This is a genomic window from Rhodococcus jostii RHA1 (genome assembly GCF_000014565.1).
GTDB classification, from domain to species: domain Bacteria; phylum Actinomycetota; class Actinomycetes; order Mycobacteriales; family Mycobacteriaceae; genus Rhodococcus_F; species Rhodococcus_F jostii_A.
This window is the reverse complement of the sequence record NC_008268.1, coordinates 720,656-744,584: the sequence shown is the minus strand read 5'-3', so window position 1 is coordinate 744,584 and position 23,929 is coordinate 720,656. Positions and strand designations below refer to the sequence as shown.

Annotated in this window: 24 protein-coding genes and 3 pseudogenes; 13 read left to right on the top strand and 14 right to left on the bottom strand. The window is 66.9% G+C overall.

Annotated elements, in window-relative coordinates; genetic code table 11:
• Positions 1-31 precede the first annotated feature (31 nt).
• The gene (locus RHA1_RS03300; RefSeq protein ID WP_011593935.1) at positions 32-685 is read right to left on the bottom strand and encodes a PAS and ANTAR domain-containing protein; all 654 of its coding nucleotides are present in this window, start codon (positions 683-685) and stop codon (positions 32-34) included.
• Positions 686-969: 284 nt separating this feature from the next.
• Between RHA1_RS03300 and RHA1_RS03295 the strand changes: the two genes are divergently transcribed.
• Both RHA1_RS03295 and RHA1_RS03290 read left to right on the top strand, forming a co-directional pair.
• Positions 970-1,224, top strand: coding sequence for a hypothetical protein (locus tag RHA1_RS03295; RefSeq protein ID WP_011593934.1), 255 nt, complete (start codon positions 970-972; stop codon positions 1,222-1,224).
• Between the two features lie 18 nt (positions 1,225-1,242).
• On the top strand, positions 1,243-1,530 hold the full coding sequence (locus tag RHA1_RS03290) for a hypothetical protein (RefSeq protein WP_011593933.1): 288 nt from the start codon (positions 1,243-1,245) through the stop codon (positions 1,528-1,530).
• A gap of 97 nt (positions 1,531-1,627) precedes the next feature.
• On the opposite strand, the gene RHA1_RS03285 is transcribed toward RHA1_RS03290, so the two are convergent.
• Entirely contained in the window at positions 1,628-1,885 is a 258-nt protein-coding gene (locus RHA1_RS03285; protein ID WP_009473303.1) for a three-helix bundle dimerization domain-containing protein, read from the bottom strand.
• 210 nt (positions 1,886-2,095) lie between these two features.
• Between RHA1_RS03285 and RHA1_RS03280 the strand changes: the two genes are divergently transcribed.
• Positions 2,096-2,353, top strand: a complete 258-nt coding sequence (locus RHA1_RS03280; protein WP_011593932.1) for a hypothetical protein — start codon at positions 2,096-2,098, stop codon at positions 2,351-2,353.
• 145 nt (positions 2,354-2,498) lie between these two features.
• Here the strand turns inward: RHA1_RS03280 and RHA1_RS03275 are convergent, their stop codons facing one another.
• Entirely contained in the window at positions 2,499-2,858 is a 360-nt protein-coding gene (locus RHA1_RS03275; protein ID WP_237726843.1) for a hypothetical protein, read from the bottom strand.
• A 127-nt stretch (positions 2,859-2,985) separates the two neighbouring features.
• Between RHA1_RS03275 and RHA1_RS50325 the strand changes: the two genes are divergently transcribed.
• From RHA1_RS50325 to RHA1_RS03255, 4 genes are all read left to right on the top strand, one after another.
• A complete protein-coding gene (locus RHA1_RS50325) occupies positions 2,986-3,159 on the top strand; it encodes a hypothetical protein (protein WP_016881707.1) in 174 nt (57 codons plus the stop codon).
• Positions 3,160-3,993: 834 nt separating this feature from the next.
• Positions 3,994-5,225, top strand: a protein-coding gene (locus RHA1_RS03265) for an IS3-like element ISRhosp5 family transposase (protein WP_085996103.1) whose coding sequence is annotated in 2 segments (ribosomal slippage) — positions 3,994-4,315 and positions 4,315-5,225 — 1,233 coding nt in all. Because the reading frame shifts where the segments join, the coding sequence is not laid out codon by codon here.
• 441 nt (positions 5,226-5,666) lie between these two features.
• Positions 5,667-6,164 (top strand): WxL domain-containing protein, encoded by a 498-nt coding sequence (locus RHA1_RS03260; RefSeq protein ID WP_011593928.1) that lies wholly within the window; start codon positions 5,667-5,669, stop codon positions 6,162-6,164.
• A gap of 99 nt (positions 6,165-6,263) precedes the next feature.
• Positions 6,264-7,250 carry a COG1361 family protein gene (locus RHA1_RS03255; RefSeq protein ID WP_237726842.1) on the top strand — a complete coding sequence of 329 codons (987 nt, stop codon included), beginning with the start codon at positions 6,264-6,266 and terminating at the stop codon, positions 7,248-7,250.
• Between the two features lie 907 nt (positions 7,251-8,157).
• Here the strand turns inward: RHA1_RS03255 and RHA1_RS03245 are convergent.
• Positions 8,158-8,331, bottom strand: a pseudogene (locus tag RHA1_RS03245) (ATP-binding protein); the annotation flags it as partial.
• 146 nt (positions 8,332-8,477) lie between these two features.
• On the opposite strand from RHA1_RS03245, the gene RHA1_RS03240 reads away from it, so the two are divergent.
• The 3 genes from RHA1_RS03240 to RHA1_RS03230 all read left to right on the top strand — a co-directional run bounded on the left by RHA1_RS03240 (position 8,478) and on the right by RHA1_RS03230 (position 11,453).
• Positions 8,478-9,539, top strand: coding sequence for a tyrosine-type recombinase/integrase (locus RHA1_RS03240; protein ID WP_011593924.1), 1,062 nt, complete (start codon positions 8,478-8,480; stop codon positions 9,537-9,539).
• On the top strand, positions 9,529-9,843 hold the full coding sequence (locus RHA1_RS03235) for a helix-turn-helix domain-containing protein (protein ID WP_011593923.1): 315 nt from the start codon (positions 9,529-9,531) through the stop codon (positions 9,841-9,843). The genes RHA1_RS03240 and RHA1_RS03235 overlap by 11 nt, the downstream gene beginning before the upstream one ends.
• 386 nt (positions 9,844-10,229) lie before the next feature.
• Positions 10,230-11,453 carry a site-specific integrase gene (locus tag RHA1_RS03230; protein WP_237726841.1) on the top strand — a complete coding sequence of 408 codons (1,224 nt, stop codon included), beginning with the start codon at positions 10,230-10,232 and terminating at the stop codon, positions 11,451-11,453.
• Positions 11,454-11,500: 47 nt separating this feature from the next.
• Here the strand turns inward: RHA1_RS03230 and RHA1_RS03225 are convergent.
• The 4 genes and pseudogenes from RHA1_RS03225 to RHA1_RS03205 form a co-directional block, all read right to left on the bottom strand.
• Positions 11,501-12,168: pseudogene (locus tag RHA1_RS03225) on the bottom strand (ATP-binding protein); the annotation flags it as partial.
• Positions 12,165-13,540, bottom strand: a pseudogene (locus RHA1_RS03220) (IS21/IS408/IS1162 family transposase). The pseudogenes RHA1_RS03220 and RHA1_RS03225, both read right to left, overlap by 4 nt.
• Positions 13,541-14,512: 972 nt before the next feature.
• Positions 14,513-14,659 carry a hypothetical protein gene (locus tag RHA1_RS03210; protein ID WP_167540910.1) on the bottom strand — a complete coding sequence of 49 codons (147 nt, stop codon included), beginning with the start codon at positions 14,657-14,659 and terminating at the stop codon, positions 14,513-14,515.
• A 99-nt stretch (positions 14,660-14,758) separates the two neighbouring features.
• Positions 14,759-15,457 (bottom strand): GntR family transcriptional regulator, encoded by a 699-nt coding sequence (locus tag RHA1_RS03205; RefSeq protein WP_041811006.1) that lies wholly within the window; start codon positions 15,455-15,457, stop codon positions 14,759-14,761.
• An 87-nt stretch (positions 15,458-15,544) separates the two neighbouring features.
• Between RHA1_RS03205 and RHA1_RS03200 the strand changes: the two genes are divergently transcribed.
• Positions 15,545-16,957, top strand: a complete 1,413-nt coding sequence (locus tag RHA1_RS03200) for a CitMHS family transporter (protein WP_011593915.1) — start codon at positions 15,545-15,547, stop codon at positions 16,955-16,957.
• A gap of 14 nt (positions 16,958-16,971) precedes the next feature.
• A complete protein-coding gene (locus tag RHA1_RS03195) occupies positions 16,972-17,376 on the top strand; it encodes a universal stress protein (RefSeq protein ID WP_011593914.1) in 405 nt (134 codons plus the stop codon).
• A gap of 487 nt (positions 17,377-17,863) precedes the next feature.
• On the opposite strand, the gene RHA1_RS03190 is transcribed toward RHA1_RS03195, so the two are convergent.
• From RHA1_RS03190 to RHA1_RS03165, 6 genes are read right to left on the bottom strand one after another with little or no spacing between them, the layout of a single operon-like run.
• Positions 17,864-18,697 (bottom strand): HpcH/HpaI aldolase/citrate lyase family protein, encoded by an 834-nt coding sequence (locus tag RHA1_RS03190; RefSeq protein ID WP_011593913.1) that lies wholly within the window; start codon positions 18,695-18,697, stop codon positions 17,864-17,866.
• Between the two features lie 46 nt (positions 18,698-18,743).
• The gene (locus RHA1_RS03185; RefSeq protein ID WP_011593912.1) at positions 18,744-19,940 is read right to left on the bottom strand and encodes a lactonase family protein; all 1,197 of its coding nucleotides are present in this window, start codon (positions 19,938-19,940) and stop codon (positions 18,744-18,746) included.
• A complete protein-coding gene (locus tag RHA1_RS03180) occupies positions 19,937-20,254 on the bottom strand; it encodes an antibiotic biosynthesis monooxygenase family protein (RefSeq protein ID WP_011593911.1) in 318 nt (105 codons plus the stop codon). The genes RHA1_RS03185 and RHA1_RS03180 overlap by 4 nt, the downstream gene beginning before the upstream one ends.
• 39 nt (positions 20,255-20,293) lie before the next feature.
• Entirely contained in the window at positions 20,294-20,764 is a 471-nt protein-coding gene (locus tag RHA1_RS03175; RefSeq protein WP_011593910.1) for a cupin domain-containing protein, read from the bottom strand.
• A gap of 44 nt (positions 20,765-20,808) precedes the next feature.
• Positions 20,809-22,227 carry an NAD-dependent succinate-semialdehyde dehydrogenase gene (locus RHA1_RS03170; protein ID WP_011593909.1) on the bottom strand — a complete coding sequence of 473 codons (1,419 nt, stop codon included), beginning with the start codon at positions 22,225-22,227 and terminating at the stop codon, positions 20,809-20,811.
• Between the two features lie 42 nt (positions 22,228-22,269).
• The gene (locus RHA1_RS03165) at positions 22,270-22,590 is read right to left on the bottom strand and encodes a putative quinol monooxygenase (protein WP_041811005.1); all 321 of its coding nucleotides are present in this window, start codon (positions 22,588-22,590) and stop codon (positions 22,270-22,272) included.
• A gap of 85 nt (positions 22,591-22,675) precedes the next feature.
• Between RHA1_RS03165 and RHA1_RS03160 the strand changes: the two genes are divergently transcribed.
• Positions 22,676-23,728 carry an Ldh family oxidoreductase gene (locus tag RHA1_RS03160; RefSeq protein ID WP_011593907.1) on the top strand — a complete coding sequence of 351 codons (1,053 nt, stop codon included), beginning with the start codon at positions 22,676-22,678 and terminating at the stop codon, positions 23,726-23,728.
• Positions 23,729-23,929: the final 201 nt, after the last annotated feature.

Here is a 23,929-nt window from a genome sequence, read left to right as displayed (position 1 = left end):
GTGTCAGGTGGACTCGTCGCTGGGGATTCCGTCACCTCCGCCAGGTGCCGACTCGTTGGTGGGCGGTCAGCAGCAGATGATCGAACCGCGCACGCAGCCCGGTGTCGGGGTCGAACTCGCGGAACCCGGCGACGATCTGTTCGGCGATAGTGCGGAGCCGGGTGTTGGTTTCCTGGGAGCGCCAGGTCAGGACGTCGAACGCCCGGTCGGCGGTGATGCCGTAGACCAGCATCAGCGCACCTTTGGCTTGCTCGATCACCGCCCGTGACTGTGCGAGTTCGGCGACCGCCTCGTCGACGGAGTCCTTCACGTCGTTCTGGTGGGTGTCGGTGATGTCGATGTAGAACCCGGTCGTGCCGATCACCTGGCCGGTGTCGTCGTGCAGATGGTCGCCGACGACCACGACGTGGCGAACCTTGCCGGTGGTGTCGATGATGCGGTGCTTGCTGCTGAACGGTTCGGCGTCGGTGACCATCCGGTCCAGCACCCGGGCGACACGCGGGTGGTCCTCCGGGTGCTTGTGGGACAGCAGCAGGTCGGTGGTCGGGGTGACCTCGCCGGGTTGGTAGCCGTGCATCTGGGCGACGGCGTCGGACCACTCCCACCGCTGCCCGTCCAGCAAGAACCGGAAGCTGCCCACCCGCTGCGGCTCGCCGCCGAACACCTGTTCTGAATCCACGCCCATTTCTAGCGCATCGGTAGCGGGAGAGCTGCACGGACCGGGCCGTGACCAGACCCACGTGACTGCGCACGCCGGAGCCAATCCTTCGTTTGCCGACTACGCCGATGGGACAGTCGTGGCAGTGCATGTACTGGTGGTGTCCGTTTCAGGGGCTGGGGGCAAGCGCAGGCGTAAGCACCCAACGCTTTGGCAGCGGTGGGAGTGGGTACAGAACTGACCTCAGTAATGTTCTGACCAAGTAACCGGAACCTCCGGCGTACGCACACCCGCAGGGAAGGCGGTCGCAGATGAAGTTCCGAGAACACCTTGCCAGTGGTGTCGGAGTCCTTGGGCTGGCTGTCGACGCGGGTATCGCTCTGGCATCGATCGTGGTCGCAGTCCCGGTCGCGTTCATTGTCAGCGAGGTGGGCAAGGATCGGGCGCAGGCCCGCAGGCAGACTTCGCCCACCGTGCCGCCGGCGTCGACGACGCACGATCTCGGGACGGTCTTCACCTATCGGGAACGGACCGGAGGCGGCCGCTCGTCGCTGGGTGGCAGCTGAGGAGAAGGGTGGGGACACATGGCCGAGATGAGCGAGAAGACACCGGAACTCGGTGACGCGTTGCGCGTCGGTGCCCGAGTCCTGGTCCGCAGGCCGTCGGAGACGGCGGCGACCGGTGCGGCCGTCGAGGACTGCGCCGACCTGGTCCCGGCGCAGGATCGGGGGCACGAGTGGGCGCCGGTGCCTCGGTGGGCGGTGGCCCTCGATGACGGGCGGTTGGTCTTCGCCGACACAGAGGACCTCACGGTCAATCCGTCACCTGGCGCCCCCGAGGGCGAAATAGGCAAGGCGGTCGAGCCGAAGTAGGGGAAGGCCGCAGGTGATCGGCTCGGCGCCGGAAACCGCCGCGGGTTCGACGACGGGTGAGGCCGGCCGACCCCTCGTCATCGTCGGCCGGAGGTACCTAGAGCATGTGGTGCTCGACCCGGGCCGCCGCGGGCAAGGTGGCGGAGGTTGTCGCCCCAGCCGCCAGGGCCGCGTCCAGTGATCTGATCGCGGCTCGTTCGACCAGCAGGGGGACGAAGTCCCGGATCCGGCATCCGTCGAACCGGTGATGAGCGGTGTCAACCATCTCGCCGACCAGGTGCGGATCGAGGAACTCATACCGCCTGACCAGCTGTGCGCGCACCGCGTCGAGATGCTGTCTCTCGGTGACGTCCATGACCAGAATTGTCCTCCCGCACGCGCTCCACGTGGAGTGCATTTTTCACGGGTCCACCCGGTGACCACGCTCGTCTTCGCCGCCGATCGCCTGATCGGCGGGTTGACGTGTCGACCGGCGGGCTGCACGATGTGTCGCTGGACCGCAGCGCCGCAGTCTCGTTCGAGTCCCGCGGCACCGATCCTGTCGCGCCCAGCTGGAGGTCACCGGATGGCACCGATCGAGCACGACCCCGATATCGCCCAGGCACAGGTCTTCCTGCACCTGCTCAACACCGAGATCGACATCCTCACCGCCCGCATCGAAGAGACCGAAGCCGACGCCCACCGTGCCGGATCCTGGGACCGGCTGGGTGCGCGGGTACGGCCGGAGGAGGACACCCTGCAGGAGCAACTTTCCGAGGCGCACCACCTGGTCGCCCGGCTCACCGCCCGCTATCCCGAACTTCGGGACGTCGAACGGAACTGAGCCGAAGCATCATCCGGACGTCACCCGCGGCGGGGTGTTGAGGTGTGTTCGGCCGGGAACAATGCCACGGTGGTCACGCTTGCGGGGAGACCGATCTGCGGCCATTCGGCGGTCAGTGCCACCCTCCTTACCGGTGGCGAGACCGTCAGCCAGTACATCGGCTGGGTCCGGTAACGGCATGTCCCCGCGGCCCAGTCCTTCCGATCGGGGCGGTGGAAGCACGGGTGTCCGCGACCGCGAGGTCGTCCGTCCCAGCCCACACATCCAGATACGACCAGTGCGCCGACGGCTCCGCCGGATCGGTGAGCGGCCGGGTTTCATGCCGGGCCCGTTCGGCCGGGCAGCCGGTGGCGGTCAGGGTCAGGTGCGCGAGACCGGACGGATACGCCACGACCCGCAACAGCTCCAGGGTCAACTGAATGTCCGCGGCCAAGAGCCGGCGGCCGTGCACCTGGACACCGCCACATGCCGGTGGGGCGGTCGCGGGCCAGCGGGGTCTGCGCACGACCCCGATGGAGCACCCCCGCGAGGGCCGCCGCAAGCACAACGTCGTAAGACGAGATATACGCATGGGTAACAAAGCCGCGATATGCTTTGTCCTGTCAAAAGAACAGAGGGGGAGGCGGCATCCGATGAAGAAGCCCGGCGAGGAAACATCGCGTGAGAGTGGCGCGGTCGTGCCGAACGATCACCTGTCCTCGGACGATCTGGCCGGAGTTGTGGAGGCCCTCACCGGAGAACGCGTGACTCCCCGCAGCGCGACCGGCAACCTCGCCGGGGCGACCCGGCGAGCGGCGAAGAACTGAGCGGCGGCTCTCGCGGCTGAGTAGCCGCTGACCGCTCGTCGGGAAGCTGCGGGTCAAGCCTTGGCGAGGGTCGGGGTTCGGTGCTGTCTGGACCGGCTCCGTGTCATTCATGATTTGTGCGGGTGACTGCTGTAAACAAACATTTACACAACGTCTCGATTAAAAGAGCAGGTGAGCATACTTCTTGCTCTCCAGAGCGGCGCCGGAGCGCCTCGGCCACGGATTTCGCGCAGGTGGAGGCCGAAGTGTCCGTGACGAGCCAGCTCCCGGCGGACACTTGGTAACAGCACAGCCGATGATCGCGAAGTTGATCTTGTGCGAACACTGATACTGATCGGAACGGCCTTCGGACTCGGCGCGGGCCTGGTATGTACCAGCCTGTTCGCCTGGTGGCTGTCGTACCCGGTGCATTTTACGTCGGCAGCCACAAACCGCTCGGCGCCGAAGGGGCCACCGGGCACATGGACGCCGTGGACCCCATACCCTTTCTTGCGGCCGGCGGGATCTTCAGCGCGGTCCTCGGGGCGGTCTCCGGGTTCGTCGCCGCACGCCGCGGCTGGCAGGACACGGTGCCTGATCCCGGCGGAAGTGCGCCGGGATCGTCCGGCCGTCGTTCTTGGACGGCGAGTCCGATTGTTCGAGAGGGTCGATGGTCCTAAACGCGCGACGTCTGGTGCCAGTACTGGGCCTTGATCTTGCGTTTGAACAGCTTTCCTGATTCGTCCCGAGGAAGCTCGGGGTCGAGGACGATGAGTCGGGGGACGGGGGTTCCCCCCTGAGTGAGGACATCGTGAACACTGGGTCGTGAAGGTCCCAGAGGAAGAGATGTCACTGATGGCGATGAAGGCGTACTCGGCGGAGTTCAAGGCCGATGCCGTCGCGCTGTACCTGTCCGACCCGAGCCACACCTTTGAGGGCATCGGCAACGACCTGGGAGTCAGCCGCGAGACCCTGCGCAACTGGGTGCGGGCCGAACGCAAACGCACCGGTACCTCCACGGCCGAGCTCCGGGCCGACGGGGCTGCGCGGCCGGCATCCCGGGCCGGCGAGGTATCGTCCGAGTCCGTGTTGGAGGAAGAAAACAAGCAGCTCAAGGCCCAAATCCGGAAGCTCGAAACCGAGCGGGAGATCCTGCGCAAGGCCGCGAAGTATTTCGCGGGCGAGACGAATTGGTGAGCCGCTTCCAGTTCGTTGACGACCACTGCGACACCGTTCCGGTGAAGTGGCTGTGCCAGATCCTCGAAGTCTCCCGCTCGGGCTTCTACCGGTGGCGGACCTCCGGACCGGCCCGGGCCGCCCGTGCCCGCGCCGACGAGGAGCTGGCCGAGCGGATCCGCGCTATCCATGCCGACTTCGATGGCACCTACGGTGCCCCGCGCATCACGGCCGAACTGCGCGAGGCCGGGATCGAGGTCAATCACAAGCGGGTCGAGCGGGTGATGCGTGAGCACGGGATCGTCGGGGTGCACCTGCGCAAACCGGTGCGCACCACCGTCCCCGATCCGGACGCGGCCGCGGTGCCGGACCTGATCCGGCGGGACTTCACCGCGAGCGCACCGAACACTCGATACGTCGGCGACATCACCTACCTCCCAGTCGGTGACGGTGAATTTCTGTATCTGGCGACGGTGTTGGACCTGGGCTCGCGACGGTTGGCGGGGTGGTCGATCGCCGACCACATGCGTACCGAGTTGGTCACCGATGCGATGCGGGCGGCGGCGGCCTGTCGCGGCGCCGCAGGGCTCGAGGGGTCAATTTTCCACTCCGACAACGGAGCCCAGTATGCATCGGCCGAGTTCGCCGACCTCTGCCGCGAGCTGGGGGTGACCCGGTCGCGGGGTGCGGTCGGAACGTCGGCGGACAACGCGGCCGCCGAGTCGCTGAACGCGACGTTGAAACGGGAGACGCTGCAGGGGCGGAAGCGCTGGAACAGTGCGGGTGAGGCCCGCGCCGCCATCTTCCGCTGGATCACCCGCTACAACACGCGAAGGAGGCATTCCACCCTCGGTCAGATCTGTCCGATCGAGTTCGAGCAGCGATCGGCTACGCTGGCCACCGCTGCATAGGAATTGGTGTCCACATCTCGGGGGGAACGCCCGACCTTGTAGTTGGCCAGTCGGGCACCGAGGTACTCGGGCATCCGCATATGGATGCGGCATTGGGCCTGCGTGGTCAGGGATCCGCCGCAGACGCCCGTCTAGCGCAACACTTAATCCATACCTGGCCGTGAACGGCGACCAGGGTGCGGCAGGTGACCGCCGTGGTTGCTGCTCGGACAGAAACCGATCCTGCCCCAGTCGCGGCGAGCGAATTGATCGTTGTTTCCGCATCGCACTCAGCGAGATTTTGTTACAAGCTTCAATCATATTTCGGGTGTGGCAATTATCTCGCAACCGAATCATTCAATTCGTGTACGAAAGACATTCGCCTCTCTACAGTGATCGGTACATAGCAAGATCAACTAGGAGAACTGATGCGCAAGACCACCTTTGGGTGTTACAAGCGCCGTGGCAACCCTGGGCCTGATGATGCCGGGCGTCACCGCGAATGCGGACCCTACCGCGTCGGGTCCGGCAACCTTCTCGGTTTTGAGCGGTCCGCTCAGCATCCTGGCACCCGGACCGTACGTCGGCGGCACCGTGGCTCCGGGCGAGACGGTCACACTGGTGACGACCGTGCCCCCTTCCGTCACCGATCTTCGCGGCGGTACGGCAGGTTGGACGGCGACCGCCGCAATCACCGATTTCACCCAAACTCTCGGAAGTTCGGTCATTCCTGCTTCCGGTGTCACATACACGGCGTCCGCGCCGACCCTTCGCACCGGTATCGCCACCTTCACCCCTGGCGGCCCGGCGGTCATCGATACCGCCAAGCCGGTCATGACGGCGGCGGGCGTCACGGGCAACAACACCGCCACCTGGCCGGCGAGCGTCGCAGTGGCCGTGCCGCAGGACGGTGTGACCGCGGGTGTCTACACCTCAGTGCTGGCCCACTCCGTCGCCTGAGCGGAGATCTCTGACGAGAAGAGGCGAAGCCCAGTGGATTCGTCTCGTCCGCGTTTGCCACTTGCGTTGTAGGAAGAGGACCGATCCGTGCGTTATGTGATGAGTCTGCTTGTTCTGGCTGCTGCATGGTCGGTGGCGACCCTGGCCTATGCCACCCCGCATCACGCCCAGGACCCGGCTGGTCAGACCGGACTTGGTATCCGGCTGGCCGAGGTCCCCGTCGAGCTCAAGGACGACCCGCGCGCCCTGTCGTACATCGTCGACAACGTCAATCCGGGGACCACCATCCAGCGGCGCATCGAAATTCAAAACCACACCGGTGCCCCGCAGAAGGTTGAGCTATACGCCGGGGCGGCCAACCTCACCGATTCCCAGTTCACCATCGAAGACGGCCGGGCGGTCAACGAGCTCACTACCTGGACCACAGTCGACCCGAAGGAAGCTGAGCTCGCCGACGGCACCAGCACCGACGCAGTCGTCACGGTCGCAGTACCTGAAGATGCCCCCGAGGGCGAGCAGTACGCCGTGGTCTGGGCGCAGATCACCGGACCACCCCCGACGGGAACCGGCACTCAACTGGTGAGCCGGGTCGGGATCCGGTTGTACCTCAATGTGGGACCGGGCAACGGTTCTCCGGCTGACTTCAGCATCGCTGAGGTCACCCCGCAACGGAATTCGGAAGGGATCGCCCAGCTCGTGGCCGAAGTGGAGAACACCGGTGGGCGGGCCCTCGATATGGCGGGTGAAGTACGTTTGAGCGGCGGGCCTGGGAGCTTGTCAGCGGGCCCGTTCAACGCCGTCAATGGCACCACCATCGCACCCGGAGCGACTGCTCTCGTCACCATCGACCTCAGCCCGGACCTACCGAACGGACCCTGGACCGCGGACCTCACATTGCGCAGCGGTTTGGTGAATCACCTGACGTCTGCGTCCGTGACCTTCCCGGATTCCGGCGTCGGTACACCCGTCGGCACCGGCGACAACGGGAGCGGATTTCCTTGGGTAATCAGTTTCGCGGTTCTCTTGGTTGCGTTGATCGTCACCGTCGTACTTCTGTTGCGGCAGAGAAGTCGCCAGAACACGTAGGGAACCCGCAATGACACGTCCAGCGATTATTCTACTGACGGTCGCGTTCCTCGTTGCCGGTGCAGCCGCCGCGCACGCGCAGGAAACGACACCCCCGGCAACGACGCCCCTCGCTACCCCTGCGACGACGACACCAGTCCCAGCCACCACCACGACGACCCCGGCGCCGACGTCAGTCTCCGCCAGCACCACGGTGGTGCCCACCGCCGGCGATGCAGCGGCCAGCACGCCGCCCGTCGTGGCAACTGCAACGCCGTCGACAACCAGCACACCAGCAGCAGTCGCACCCACACCGGGGGCGATGGTGGCAGCCGCGGAAACGGGCTTGCTCGCCATCACCACGGTCGGCGGGTTCGTTATGGGGGCATCGAATCCGGGAACCACGGTGCAAGGCTCCACGCTGGTAGCGATAACCGACCTGCGTCTGCTCACCGCGCCGACGTGGATCTCCACCGTGCAGATGACGGACTTCGTAGGCACAAGAACGGGACGAATAATCCCAGCCGGCGCGGCCGTGTACGCCTCCACTTCCATCGGATGCAGTACCTCGCCCGGCCCGCGCACGCTGGCAGCTACGCCCGTAGTCGTCCAGACCGCCCGCATCTCGCCGTGCCCCACGGAATGGACAGCGACCATCCATGTGTCCATTCCCCCGGACGCCGTCGCCGACACCTACCGTGCATCAGTCACACACTCCGTCGCCTGACACCCTGGCACTCTCGACACGGCTTCGGCTCGTCGGTCGTCAGTTTCCCCCTTGACGCTAGTGGCCGCACCAACGATCCACCCAGGAGCCGGTTACCGCTGCGGCAGTGCGGGTCCTGACGGCTACTCAAGCGGAGGAATGACGACGCTCGGCGAAAGTGCTCAGACTTGCTCGGTGAAAGTGCCCACCCGTGAGCGGTGATTACTGTAGCGGTTGGCGGGGTGTGGTGGTGGCTTTGCGGAGGTTTTCGGAGCGGGCGTGATGATCCCGAAGGCGGTAGGAGTCCCCGTCCAGATTGAGCACCACGGACCGGTGCAGGAGCCGGTCGAGCATGGCCGCGGCGACGGTGGTGTCACCGAGGACCTGACCCCACTCGATTGGAAGTGGCATACGTTCGTTCTCTCGGAAATTGCCTGCGAGCTGGTCATTCAGCCCGGTTTGGGGAGTCCACTGTTTTCGAGGTGGGATTCCATTCGTGTCGGTACCACCTTGACGAGCAAGGTGGCCTTAACCTATGTGGTATGAGTCACACATTTCGTGTGGTGCAGGGCAGGACGGTCGAGGTCGCCCACGCGTCGACCGATCCGCTGACCTTTCAACTCGAATGCGTCGAGGCGTTCGTGACCTCGCGGGTGGTCCGAGGCTTCAGCGCGGTGACCATCGAGAACGAGACAGGTGAGCTCGAGCGGATGCTGGCGGCGCTGGGCAAACCGGTGTGGGAGGCCACCGCCGACGATGTCGATCGAGTGGTCGGAGCGATGGCCGCGGACGGCTTGCTGGCGTCGACTCGACGCAGATATGTGCAGGCGCTGAGCAGTTTTCACCGGTTCCTGATCACCCGCCGCGCCGGGGTGATCGAGGCGATGTTCGGGGTGCGGTTGACGAACCCGATCGACGAGTTCAATGCGAGCCGTCATGTCGGTGACGATTCACCGAGGCTGCTTCCACCTCCGAGCGTGAGTCGGGTGGCCGTCTTCTTCGACTTCCTCAAGGAACGGATCGGCTCGGCTCGCAAGTACGCGCCAGCGGCCCGGGATTATGCGCTGTTCCGGACCTTGTATCACGCCGGGTTGCGCTCCGATGAGGCGTCCAAACTCGAGATCGCGGACGTCTACTTCGGGCGGGGCCCGTTCGGGAAGTTGCATGTGCGGTTCGGCAAGGGTGCCCGCACCTCCGGGCCGCGGCCGCGGTGGGTTCCGATGCTCGACCACCTCGATCTGGTGGTGCGGTGGTATCTCGAGGATGTACGACCGAAGTTGCCGGAATCGGCGGTGTTGTTCTGCGATCAGAGTGGTGGTGCGATGGCCCGAGGCACGATCCGCAACCGTCTGCGGTATCTGCAGGATCTCGAGCACTGCTCGCCGGCGGACCGGTTCAGCCCGCACGCGCTGCGCCGGGCATGCGCCACCCACAACTACGAACGAGGAGTCGATCTCGTTGCGATACAACAGATGTTAGGGCACTGGACGGTGGGATCGACGATGCGGTACGTCCGTCCGTCGGAGACGTTCATCGAGGACGCCTACCGCAGCGCGGTGTCCGACACCGTCGCGTTCCTGCAGGGAGATGATGATGCACATTAGATGGAAACTGCGGATGGCCGCGGCGCAACGGGAAGTATGGACCGGCACCCAGCTGCGCCGTCTGCTCGCCGAACGCGGCGGACTCGAGCTGTCGTCGGCGTCGGTGTCGGCGTTGTTCACCAAGGAACCCTCGCAGATCAAGCTCAGCACGCTACTGGCGTTGTGCGCTGCGCTCGACTGCACCCCGAACGACCTGTTCGACCTCGACACCACGCCCGATCGGGTCCCCGCCGAGCCCTCGGCGCCGACAGCATCGGAGCCCGCGGCGCGGCGAGTCGGCGGCCGGTCGATGCCGCCGGTGTGACGACGAAAGTCGGGGACTGCACCCGCTGCGGTCGGCCGCGGGGCCGACTCGGCCGCGATTTGTGCTGCCGGTGCTGGCGCAACGCGGTCGCCGCTGCGGCGAAGTCGCCGTGTCCCCGTTGCGGGATCGAGCGGGTCTTGAGTCCGGACACCGGGCGATGCCGGTCGTGTTCGCGCACCTGCCACGACTGCGGTGCCGTCGTGCGCCGCAAGGGCGAGACCCGGTGCCTGCGGTGCCGCCGCCGTCACGACCTCGCCGCCGCCCGCCGACGCTGTCCGCGTTGCGGCCGCGACGGCTACTTACGCGAACACACCGGTTGGTGCGGACCGTGCTCACACCCGGGGTCGGCGCCGAAGCCGGCCGCCGCATGCACCGAATGCGGGCGCGTGATCCGCGGCGGCGGGGCGAGGCTGTGCAACCGCTGCTGGCAACGCCGCCCCCAACGCCCCTACACCCGCGCCGAACACCTCCTCGCCGAACTGGATGATCCGCCGAATTGGCTGTGGGACTTCACCATCCACGTTGCAGATCGGTACTGTCCGGGGCAGGCGACACGTCTGGTGAGTCAGCTCGGGGCACTGCTGCGCACCGAGCCACGGGCAATGCCGCAGACCTTACTCGACCGGGCCCGCATCCCCGGCCGCTCGATCGGGTCGCTCGCGAAGACGCTCGAGGACTTCTTCACCGCCCGCGCTCTTGCCCTGCCCACCGACCAGTCGCAGCGGCTCGCGGCCGGCCGCCGGGCGCGACGCGTGCAGGCCGTGCCCGAACCGTTGCGGCCCGCCGTCGCCGCGTTCGAACGCGCAATGCTCGACGAACGAGACCGCGCCCGCCGCGCCGGGACCCGACCCCGCACCGACACCACCATCGACAAGCGATTGGCCCAGATCCGGGACCTGTCATGCCATCTCGTCGGACGCGGAATCGAGGACTGGGCGCAGGTCGACAAGGCCGTGATCGAGAACTACCTCGCCGAGGTCTCGTCGGCCGGCGGCCGCCTGGGCGGACTTCGCCACTTCTTCCGCTTCGCTCGCCGCAGCAAGCTCATCCTGATCGATCCCACCGCCGAGCTGCGCGTGCGCAAGCCCCGCGGATTCCATGGACGGACCCTGCCGCGCTCGCGACAGCGCGAACTGTTCACGCGCTGGTGCACATCAACCGAGGTGGCGCCGAACGAGGCCCTCGTCGGCCTGATGGCGTTGATCCACGGTGCCTCACAGCACGAACTGCGTCACCTGCAGCTCGCCGACATCGATCACCAGCACCGCACGGTTCGGCTCGGCCGCCGCCCACAACCGATCCCGCTCGACCCGGCGACCTGGGCCGCACTGACCCGATGCCTCGAGCACCGCAGATCCGGCACCCACAATCCCCACGTCATCGTCACCAAGATCACCCGATCCGGGCGGACACCGGCATCCCAGCCCTACCTCGGCCACCTCCTCGACCCCGCCGACACCACGATCTCCACCCTGCGCGCCTCCCGACTGCTGGCCTTGACCAACAGCCACGATCCCAATCTGATTGCCACCACCTACGGCATGAGCGCCGAGGGCGTCCTGGCCTACTTCGCCGACCGCGTCGATCCCACCCTGCTCGCGGACCTGTGATAATTCAGGCGTCACCGTGCACACGTTCGCACGAACCTGTGCGCTTTGCCGACACTGCGGTTTGTCGTCATGATGATCGAGGTCTTCAAATACCGTTGCGTGACAACCTGAAACAGCGCCGACGCCGCCCGCCGGGCAACGGGAGATAGCCCAGTTCGTCGACGACCAGCAGGGTGGGGCCGGCGAAGAACCGCATCGTCGTCGCCCACCGGCCCTCGATCGCGGCCCGGTGGCAGCGGGCGGCGAGGTCGGCGGCGGTGGTGAAGTAGGTGCGGTAGCCGGCGTGCACCGCGGCCCGCGCGAGCCCGACCGCGAGGTGTGTCTTGCCGACCCCCGGCGGGCCGATGAGCAGCAGGTTCGTCGCGGTTTCGAGGTAGCGGCAGGTCCCGAGCTCGGCGATCAGCTTCCGGTCGAGGCCCGCGGCGGCGTCGAAATCGAAGTCCTCGAGCGACGCTGGTGTCGGCAGGCACGCAAACCGCAATCGTCCGGCGAGTCGGCGGGCCTCGGTAGCGTCGACCTCGATCGAGAGCAACTCCTCCAGGGTGGCGGTCATCGACAGGTTGGTCTGTTGCGCGCGGTCGAGGACCGCGGGCAGGGCTTCGGCGGCGTCGTGGAGTTTGAGCACCGCCAGATGGCCGCGCAGGCGTTGGTAGAGGCTGGCCGCCTCGGCGGTGTTCGGCGCCGGCACCGCATCGGGGATCGGGGTGGTGGTCATGCGAGGGTGTTCCTTCCGCGGGCGGCCCGCTCGTAGGTGGACAGGTCGATGACCGTCGAGGCCGTTGCAGCCGAGGGTGCGACCGCACTCGATGTTGTGGTGGCCGGTCCGGTGATGTTGCGGCGCAACACGTCCGCGGCCTCGATCGCGGCGGGTCCGGGTGGGATGCGTTCCTTCCGACGGTGCGGGCGCCCGGCGGACCCGGCGGCGGCCATGGCCACTTGCTCGAGCGCGTAGACATGACCGTGATCGCGGACGATCACCCCGGCGCCGTCCGGGGCCAGGCGGTGGCGGGCGATGGTGATCTGCGCGGTGGTGACGATGTCGATCACCTCCGATCCGAGGACTTGGGTGACGGTGACCTGCGCCGACGCCAGCTCCGGGGGCACCGAGTACCGGTTGCCGCGGTAGGAGACCAGCGCTTGCCGCGATGCGGTCCGGGGTTCGGTGAGGATCGCCGGATCGGCGTGGCCGGCAGCGCGGTCAACGGTTCGGCGGCCGCCACCGTCGCCACCGAGGCCTTGCCGTCGGCGGTGGCCCGCATCCGGGTGTCGCCCCGCAGCCGGCAGAACTCGTCCACGCGTTGTTGGGCCTGTTCGACGGTGACGTCGTCGGGCAGGGTGCGTGACAATCGTTGCGCGGCAGTATGATTGGCCTTCTCGACGACACCTTTGCGGTTCCCGGCTTTGGGTGGGCAGATCGCCACCGAGACGCCGTAGTGCTTCGCGACGCCGGCGAAGCTCGCGGTCACCCGGCCCGACTCGGGATGGCAGACGGTGGCCATCCGATCGAACCGCCACACCCTCGTCACGCCGCCGAGCTGGCGGCTGACCCGGTCGAGGCCGTCGACCAGGTGCGGTTGGGTCATCGCCGGTGCCAGGATCCCGCGCCAGCGCCCCGAATGCGCCAGGGACCCGACCAGCAGGTGCGCCATCCCGCCCCAGCCCCAGGAGGCGGGTGGATTCGGCAGATCGACCCAGTCCCACTGAGTTTCCTCGCCGGGCGGATGGTCGATCATCGCGTTCGCCCGGTCGGTGGCGTTCGCGCAGGCCTCGCACACCGGGCGGAGTTTGCGGTCGCGGATCTGCCGGGTCAGCGTCGGATACGACAACCGGTAGCCGAGCTCTTCGAGCTCGTCGCACAGGGTGCGGGCCCACAGGTGCGGGTCCTCGGCCAGCCGGCAGGTGACGTACTCGACGAACGGTTCGAAGGGGTCCTCACGTGCGGGTTTGCGGATACCGGGGGTGGTGACACCGTTGATGTAGTTGCGGATGGTGCGGCGGTTGCGGCCGGTGTGGCGGGCGATCGCCGAGATCGTCCAGCCCTGTTTGTGCAGTGCATGTAGTTCCACGTCTTCCTCCCATGTCAGCATGAGATTGCGGGTCTCCCTCGAATCGCTGGTGTGTGGTCAGAGACCACCAGCATCGAGGGAGACCCGCCCTCATCGGCGGAGCCACACGGGTGAGCACTTTCGGTAAGCAGAACTGAGCATTTTCAGCGAGCGCCGTCAGGAAAGCGCCTTCGAACTCAGTGTCGGCGATCTGATCGACTTCGAGTGGAAGAAATCCGCCGCAGACGCTCCGAAAGACTTGCTGTACCAAGCGACACAGGCGTGGACTCAACCACCGTTGCCGCGAAAGCTTAGGTGGCGACTTAACCTCGATGCCGAGATGCCGCCGACGCACCTACTCATTTCGTCTAGGCGTGCCGTGCAGTCGGCCGGGATACTCAGTGCTTCAGCGAATTCGACAAGTACAGCTCACTCATGTGGACAAGAGAAGACACCACGGACGAGATCCCGGCATGGACTATCGGACTCAATGCCGTCGAGGCCCGGACCAATGGTGTGGACATTCCGAGCGGATTCGGATTCGGCATCCCATACGAGACAAAACGTTGAGACCGCGACGGCCGAGATCGCAGAGGCGGTTCAGGACTGGCTCTCAGGCTACGAATTCGTCCTGTGGCCCATATCGAGCCGCAGCCCCTTGCTGCTTTTCAAGCCTGACGTCCGGGATGGAAACGCCGTCTGGATCGACCGCGTAGACGACTCGGTCAGTTATCCGATCAGTGAGCTCTGCACACAGCGTGGTCAACACCAGTGACCGACTTGCTGCGATCGAGCGTTCGGATTCGATAGCACACCGGAATCCCCGTAGGGTTCGCCGTGCCGCGTGGGGATCGTTAATCGGCCTGGACGGGTCGTACCTGAGTGGCTACAAATGTGAAGTCCACTACCGTGCCGGTTGGCTTCTGCCACTCGAAGTCGACCTCTTGGCCAGGGTCGAGCGACGATCAGGACTTCGCCGGGACGAGAAACTTCACCGCGACGCTGAAGGCGTATTTACCTGGGCTGTTCAGCAAGGGACTCGATGAGTGCATGGCCGTCCTCATCGATGTTGAGGATTTTGAACTTCGAGACCCCTTCGGGGTGGAACATCACCGTGTCGCCAGTAGTCAAAAGCGTGCGAGTTCCCGGATTCTCGGTCATACGACAGGCCTAACTCGCACGGTTCGGTGGCCAATTCGCAGATACGCGTCTGGTTCGATCGAGGCTCCGCTCAGGTTGCCGATCGGAACCGAACTGTCGTCACGCGGTGATCAGCTGGACGGGCACGCCCGATCCAGCAGGGTTGATGACGGCATCGAGGATCGTGCGCTGGGTCTCGGCGAGGTGATCAGTGCATGCGGTGGCCGCGGCGTCGCCGTCGCCGGCGAGGATTGCCCGGCACATGGTCCGGTGCTCGGTGAGGGAGGTGTCGAGGCGTTGGGGGCGCGAGTGCGCGATGATGCGCAGTCGGGCACTGTGGGGGCGCAACTCGGCGATGGAGCGGGCGAGGTGCTCGTTGCGGGTGTGCGCGATGACGGCCTGGTCGAATGCCTCGGCGAGCTCGTAGAACCGGTCACGTCGCTGGTCGGACGGCGCCTGATCTGCGAGTTGGTCTAGTCCGTCGAGGATTTCCGTGAAGGCCTGTCGTCCCGCGGGAACCGAGTCGATGTTGTCGGCGACCATCCGTACCGCTGCCGCTTCGAGCAACATCCGCAGTTCGAACAGGTCTCGCACCCCCTGGATGGAGATCGGCGCGACGCGGACCCCCTGTCGGTCGACGAGCGAGACCAGGCCTTCGGTCTCGAGCTGCAACAGCGCGCGACGCACCGGAGTGCGTGAAGCGGAGAAGCGCTCGCCGATGCTGATCACGCTCAGGGACTCCCCGGGGCGCAGGGTCCCGTCAAGGATGCTCTCTCTGAGCTGCGCGTATACCTGCTCGCTCTTGCTGTCGGCCGCCATGTGTGCATCATAACGAACAACATGGAACTCGCTATAGTGTTCCATACGGTATACAGTGATGCACACCACTACAACGGAGGAAGTCCGATGCTCGTCATATTTGGCTTCTCGATGATCGCGGTATTCATGTACCTGATCATGAGCAAGCGCATCACTCCGGTCGCGGCCCTTATCGTCGTACCGACCGTGTTCGCCCTTTTCGCCGGTGCGGGAATGGGTTTCAGCGACATGATCATGGAGGCGCTGCTCAAGCTCGCCCCCACGGCGGCGTTGCTGTTCTTCGCGATCACCTTCTTCGGGATCATGATCGACGTCGGGTTGTTCGACCCGCTGATCCGACTGATCCTCAAGTTCGTCCGCAACGACCCGATGAAACTGGTCGTCGGAACGGCCCTGTTGACGTCGATCGTGTCGCTGGACGGCGACGGCTCCACCACGTTCATCATCGTGACCTCGGCGTTCCTGCCGATCTATCTGAAACTGCGGATGAGCCCGGTCGTGCTGACCGTGGTCGCGGCGACCGCAAACGGTGTGCTGAACACGGTGCCGTGGGGCGGGTCGACCGCCCGGGCGGCGGCCGCGTTGAATGTCTCGCCGATCGACATCTTCGTCCCGATGATTCCGTCGATCGTGGCTGGCCTGATAGCCGTTCTCGTGCTCGCCTACTTCCTCGGTCGCAGCGAACGCAAGCGAGTCGGCATGCTCACCCTCGACTGCGAATCGGTGGAAGAAGCTGCTCTCGTGGGATCCTCCGGTGGCACGGGCAAGACCCCGGACTCGGACAACACCGCGAGGGGGCCGGCGCACCCGTCCGCCGGCGGCGACGATGTCTCCGATTTCGCCGAACTCCCCACTGTGGGTGATCATCTCGAGAGGCCGAAGGCCCGTCCGAAGCTGGTGTGGATCAACTTCGCGTTGACCGCAGCAGTGATGACGCTGCTCGTGCTCGGCACTCTCGCGCCGCCGGTGATCCTGATGCTCGGCGTCGGTATCGCGCTGATCATCAACTTCCCCCGGGTGTCCGAGCAGGCCGATCAGCTCAAGTCCCACGCGTCGAGCGTGGTGTCGGTGGTGGCGCTGGTCTTCGCCGCCTCCGTGCTCACCGGGGTACTGTCGGGAACCGGAATGGTCGAGGCGATGGCCCAGTGGCTCGTCGAGATCATCCCGACCAGTTTCGGCCCGCACCTGGCCATCGTCACCGGCCTGCTGAGCCTGCCGCTGACGTTCTTCATGAGCAACGACGCCTTCTTCTTCGGTGTGCTCCCGGTGCTCAACGAGACGGCCTCGCACTACGGCATCGCCCCCGAGGAGATGGCCCGTGCCGCGATCATCGGACAACCCCTGCACACCTCCAGCCCCCTGGTCGCCTCGTTCCTGCTGCTGGTGGGCCTGGCCAAGGTCGAACTCGGTGACCACCAGAAGAAGGCGATCTGGCGGGCCTGTCTGGTCGGTCTGGTCATGCTCGTCGTCGGCATCCTCTTCGCCGCATACCCCGGATAGGACGGAACCCCGCCATGAACCTCGTCGTCTTGCTCACCGATCGCCCGGAAAGCCACAGCGCCCTCGACTGGACCCTCGACACCGCCGGAAAGCTCGCCGACGACCCGGCGGCGGTGACGGTGCACATCGTGATGGCCGGCGGTGCGGATTCACCGGCGAGCCCGAACTACACCTCCCCGGCACTCGCCGCGCAGGCGCGCCAGCGGCTACAGGATTCCGGTGTGAAGTACGAACTGCACGCCGCCGAAACCGATCTCGCGGACCAGGTCGTCACCCTGGCCACCGATACCGGCGCCGACCTCGTCGCACTCGGGCTACGCCGGAGATCCGCCGCAATGAAACTGCTCCTCGGCAGCCACACCCAGCGCATCCTGCTCGACGCGCCCTGCCCGGTGGTGGGCGTCAAGGAACCCGCCTAGCCATAGACAGTTCCCCGGCCACGGTGAGTGAGAACGCATCACGCGATCCCACCCACCGTGGCCGTCTGCGTACCGGCGTCTGATAGACGCAAGGTCATCCGATCGTGGAATGAGAATGAGATCCGTGCGTTTGCTGCGCACCATCCGGGGGCGGCGCGGGCACAGGATCTGTGCGGGAGGTTGCGTCGAGGTCGGCGGTGAGTAGCACCAGACCAGGGCTCTGCACTCCACTCGGCGTGCCGCCCGCGGACCTCGTACGCTCCCACGGCAGCGTGGGCATGATCGCGGGGCGGCGCGCGGACCGAGTCAGCAGGCGCACCCTGCACAGAACTCTTCCCGGTCCGGTTGCTCGCTGCTCTGTCCGCAGCGCACCCGAGACCGAGAGAGGCAGTGTGCCGCCCGCACCTGGAGGTGGCGCGGACGGCACGCTGCGGGAAGGTCCGCAACGCGGGTGACTGTCGGTTCGGGCCGCGCGGCGGACTGGTGGTCAGGAGCCGTCGGTGGCGAAGGCGGTCGCGAGCTGCCGGATACGGAGGGCGCGGGCAAGTTTCGGGCGGTCGCTGCCGTCGGTGACGTGCGCGCCGTCCACGCCGAGACGGGCGATGACGGTCTCGGCCCAGTCGATGTCGTGCGCGGTCGGGGACAGTGCGGTGCTGATCGACGCGATGTGGTCCGGGCGCAGGCACAGCTTGCCGGTCATTCCGGCCGCGACGCCGACCGCGACCCCGGCGATCAGGTCGGTGTCGGCGTGGGTGGGGCCGTCGATGGGCGGTGCGATCCGTTCGGCGCGGCTGGCGACGACCAGACGTGAGCGGGCATACGCCAGCGACACCGGGTCGGCCCCGGCGCCAGTGTCACGGCGGAAGTCGCCGCTGCCGAACGCCAACCGCGCGGTGGCGGCTGCCCGGGCAATGGGGCGGGCCTCCTCGAGCCCGAGTGCGGACTCGATCAACGCCACGATCGCAGTGCCGGCGGGCAACCGCTCGGCGGTGGCCTCGACCTGTTCGGCGTGCTCGGTCTTGGCCAGCATCACCCCGCCGAGGCGACCGGTGTCGGCGAGCATCCGCAGGTCCTCGGCCCAGTGACTGGTGGTGGCGTCGTTGATCCGCACCCAGGCGGTATGGCCGTCATCGAGCCGCCGGGCGGTGTGGTGCCGGGCGGCGGGCTTGTCGCGGTCGGCGACGCCGTCCTCGAGGTCGAGGACGACCACATCGGCTCCGCAGGAGGCTGAGGCGGCGATCACCGCCGGATCGGCGGCGGCCGTGAGCAGCCAGGTCCGCGCGAGCGCGATGCGGGACGGATCGGCGGTAGACGTGCGCACGCAAAAGTCCTTTCGATGAGCAGCCCCGGACGTGGGGCGGCTGCGGTCACAGGGCGTCGACGAAGGTGATGCACGAGGGCGTGCCGGTGGCGATCGTGTCCCCGCGACGGTCCAGTCGCCCCGTCACAAGATCAACGGCGAACGGAACGATGCTGTCGCTCTTCTGATTCGCCACATACAAGGTTCCGCCCGCGCGGTCGAGGGTCATGAACCGCGGCTGGTGTCCCGCGGTGTCGGTGAGGGCCGGAGGCATCAGGGATCCGACCGGGGTGATGCCGAACGAGGCGACCGAATCGTGCCCGCGGTTCGAGACGTGGACGAATCGGCCGTCGCGGCTGATCACGATCGCCGCGGCGGTGGATTCACCCTCGAAGCCGGGTGGCAACGTCGACAACGCCGCGCCGGCGGTGACGGCGGCGGTCTGCTGGTCGTAGTGGTAGACGGTGACCTGCGAGGACAACTCGTCGACCAGGTAGAACGCCGGCAGATACGGGTGGTAGGCCAGATGCCGCGGCCCGGTTCCCGGCGCCGTGAGCACCGGATCGCCGAGCACCGACAGCGACCCGGATGCCGGATCGTAGCCGAGCCGGTGCAACCGGTCGGTGCCCTTGTCCGGGACGATCAAGTGCCGGCCGGTCGGGTCGAACAACACCTGATGCGGCTGGGGCCCCTTCTGATCGTCCGGCAGCGGCCCGGGGGTGCCGCTCAGCTGCACCAGTTGCGACCTCTCTTCGAGGGTGCCGTCGGCGGCGCGGGGGAAGACCGCGATCGACCCGGTGGCGTAGTTGGCGACGACCAGCCGGGTCTCGTCCGGGGAGAGGGCCAGGTGCACTCCGTTGGTGCCGCCCGTGTCGACGGTGCCGAGTTCGGTGAGATGGCCCGTGCCGCGGTCGATCCGGAAGGAGGTGACGCGGTTGCCGTCCCCTTCGACGCAATAGAGGGTGGTCGCGGCCCGGTCGGTGATCAGATAGGACGGGTTCGGTGTCGTGGGCAGCACCCGCACCGGCTGCCACTGCCCGGACCGATCGACCTGGAACACCGCGATGCCCTGCCCGCGGCCCTCCCTTTTGGCGGTGGTGTAGCAGCCGACGTAGGCGAACATCGCCCGCTGCTGGTCCGTACCGTCGCTCGATCCCAGCGGCCACGCACCCGCCGCGCCCACACTCGCGCCGACGGCGGCCAACGCCACCGCCCCACCACCGGCGGCCAGGAACGACCGCCGCCTCAACCGCGCCCCGGTCACCGCACCGACTCCACCGTGAATCCGACGTCGAGGCGATCGGTGTGTTCGACGGCCGGGGGTTGGGCGAAGTGTTCACCGACCAGATCGCGCCACCGGGTGAAGTCGTCGGATTCGCGGAACCGGATCGTGTGGTCGTCGAGGGTGTTCCAGTCGACGATCAGGTAGTACCGCTGCGGGTGCTCGGTGCTGTGCTGGACTTGCATGCCGCGGCACCCGTGGGCGCGGGCGAACAACGGAACGGCCTCGGTGAGTGCGGTTTCGAAGGCCTGGTTGTGGCCGTCGCGGATGTCGAGGCGGGCGATCTCCCACACCATGATCGAGGGTCCTTTCGCAGAGCCGGGAGGGGTCGGGGGTCAGGTGAGGTTGGTGCCGTGTTCCTCATCGATGCGGGTGGTAGCACCGGTGGCGACGATGGTCCGGTTGGCGTCGACGGAAGCGTAGGTCCAGAAGATGTGCAGCTCGTCGGTGTCGGAGGCGTTGCGGAAGAAGTGCGGGATGCCGGCGGGGATGAACGAGTTGTCGCCGACGGTGACCGGGTGCTCGGCGCCGTCGATGTGCGCGACCGCGGAGCCGCGGATGATGAGCACGGACTCGTCGCAGTTGTGGAAGTGCTCGGGGATCGCGGCGCCGGGACCGAACATGGTGATGCCGTTGAGGAAGTCCTTGCCACCGACCTGCTGGGAGACGAGCGGGATGGTGCGGGCGCCGCCGCCGCGCTGGCGGGGGGTGATCTGCGAGGAGCGCAGCACCGCGGCCTCGCGCCCGTCCCGCAGCTGCGCGGAGACGGCCAGAGCGGTGGGATCGGCGGTGGTGATGTCGGTCATGAACGAAACTCCTTGATTACTGGGCTGGTTGGGGGTGGGGTGGGTTATTCGGAGACCGGGGCCTGGGCGCCGGGTTCGTTCATCGCCCACCAGGTGCGGATGTTGACGAATTCGCGGATTCCGGGGGCGGCGAGTTCGCGGCCGTAGCCGGAGCGTTTGGTGCCCCCGAACGGCATCCGGGCGTCGGAGGCGACGACGGAGTTGATGAAGCACGCCCCGGACTCGATGCGCCGGCCGACGGCGATGGCGGCGTCGAGGTCGGCGCCCCAGACGCTGGCCCCGAGCCCGAACGGGGTGTCGTTGGCCACCGCGACCGCCTCGTCCGGTCCGTCGACGGTGATGATCGTCGCGACCGGCCCGAAGGTTTCCTCGGCGTAGACCGACATCCCGGGCCGCACGTCACCGAGAACGGTGGGGGTGTAGAAGAATCCGTCGGTGCCCTCGAGCGGGCGCCCACCGTGCAGGACGGTGGCCCCGGCGGCGACGGCGGATTGCACCTGCCGGTCGATGCCCTCAAGCAGATCCTTGCGGGCCATCGGCCCGACGTCGGTGCCGTCGGTTTCCGGGTCGCCGACCTGCAGCCGGCCGACGTTGTCGACGAACAGGCGGGTGAACTCCTCGGCGACGGCGGCGTCGACGATGAACCGCTTCGGGGAGATGCAGCTCTGCCCGTTGTTGAGGAACCGGCCGCGGGCGGCGAGGGAGGCCACGCGGGGAAGGTCCGCGTCGGCGAGGATCACGAACGGATCAGACCCACCGAGTTCGAGGACCGACTTCTTGATCTCCCGGCCGGCGATGGAGCCGACGGCGCTGCCGGCGCGTTCACTGCCGGTGACGGTCACCGCCCCGATCCGGGAGTCGGCGATCAGTTTCTCGGTGGCGGCGGGTACGTCGGGTTCGGCGATCAGCAAGGTGGTGAACAACCCGGCGGGCAGACCCGCAGCGAGGAGGATGTCCTGGCAGGCCAGGGCGCTGCCCGTGGTGTTCGGGGAGTGCTTGAGCAGGGCGGCGTTGCCGGCCATCAGGGCGGGGGCGGCGAACCGGAACACCTGCCAGAGCGGGAAGTTCCACGGCATGATCGCCAGCACGATCCCGACCGGCTCGTAGGAGACCCAGCTGCGGTCGGCGGAGGTGGGGTAGTCCTCGTCGGCGAGGAAGGTGGCGGCGTTGTCGGCGTAGTACTCGAGGCCGACCGCGCACTTGTCCACCTCGGCGCGGGACTCGACGAGCGGTTTGCCCATCTCCCGGGTCACCAGCCGGGCCAGGTCTTCGGACCGCTCCCGCAGGACGGTGGCCGCGGCCCGCAGGATGTCGCCGCGGGTCTTGAATTCCTCGGTCGCCCAATGCTTCTGCACGGTCGCGGCGGCGTCGACGAGGGCGTCGATGCGCTCCGGCGACATCGCCTCGTACGTGGCCAGCGGTTGCCCGGTGGTGGGGTTGATGGTGGTGATCGATGCAATCATGAACGGGTCCTTCGAACGACGGGACGGGTGGAAGCGGCGGGCTCAGGCATGCGCGGTCGCATCGGACTCGCTGACGAGCACCTCGGCGAAGGTGTTGACCTGGCTGCCGGGAACCAGGCATTCGTCCGCGCCGACTCGCCAGTCGGCGAAGTGCGGGGCCGCCTTGTGCTCGGCGAACGCCTCGGCGTCCCGGTAGAGCTCGTAGAAGAAGAAGTGGTTGGGCTCCTCGGCATGCTCGACGACATCGAAGCGCAGACACCCCGGTTCGTCCCGCACCGACCGTGCCGCATTGTCGGCGATCACCTCCAGGAACCTCTTCCGCTTTTCCGGCTTGACCTGCACCGACACGATCAGACTGAGCATTTCACTCCTTCGAACTCTTTCCAGCATCCCATTTAGTATGTCATAGTGTATACCGAAACGTATCGAATAGGAACGGGGAACTGACATGAACGACGTCCGCGTGAAGCCCGAGGCTCTGACCGCCTTCGGCTGCGAGGTACTGGAGAAGATCGGCGTGCCTGGCGACGACGCGGCCCTGGTTCTCGACAGCCTCGTGCAAGCCGACCTGTGGGGACACCAGTCCCACGGTGTGCTCCGCCTGCCCTGGTACGCGGCCCGCCTGCAGTCCGGGGCGATGACGACGGTGACCAGCCCGGACACCCTGGTCGACGGCGGCGCTCTGCTGCTGCTCGACGGCCGCGCCGGCATCGGGCAGGTCCTCACCGAAACGGCACGCCGCGAGGCCGTCGCCCGTGCCCGCGAGCACGGCGTCGGTGTGGTCGGAGTACGTAACTCCAACCACTTCGGCACCGCGATGTACTACACCCGGCGCGCAGCCCAGGACGGGTGCGTGTCGATCCTGACCACCAACGCCAGCCCGGCGATGGCGCCGTGGGGCGGCCGCGAAAAGACCCTCGGCACCAACCCGTGGTCGATCGCCGCCCCGGCCCCCTCCGGCTCGGGCGTCGTGGCCGTCGACATCGCCAACACCGCCGTCGCCCGCGGCAAGATCTACCTCGCCCGCAACCGCGGCGAGGAGATTCCGTCCACCTGGGCCATGGATTCGGCCGGCCGCGTCACCACCGACCCGGCCACCGCCATCGACGGCGTCATCCTCCCCATGGCCGGGCACAAGGGCTACGCCATCACGTTCATGATGGACATCCTCTCCGGCGCCCTGACCGGAAGCCATACCGGAACCCGCGTCCGCGGACCCTACGAGGCCGACAAGGTCAGCGGCGCAGGACATCTGTTCATCGCCATCGACGTCGCCGCGATGGGCTCGACCACCGCCTACCTCGACTCCGTCGGCGAACTCATCGACGAGGTCAAAAACACCCCACTCGCCGAAGGCGCCGACGAAATCTTCTATCCCGGCGAACTCGAGGACCGCGCCGAACACCGGAACCTCGACGCCGGCGGCGTCATCCTGCCCGACCAGACCCGAACCGACCTCGAAACCCTCGGCGCCCAGGTAGGAATTACGGCCGACTTCTGATCACCAGGCAATACACCCGACCTGGTATCGAAATCCGTGAGGAGCGCTCAGATTTCATTCGCAACTCATGGAATCCAGCAGTTTCGAGCGAAATTGTGGGCGGGGCCAATGCGGCTCTGTGCAAAGCTGCGACCAGCTGGAATCGGCTCATGCCTCAGGTCGACCAGGTCCTCGCCGCTTACGACAAGCTCATGAAGGAGG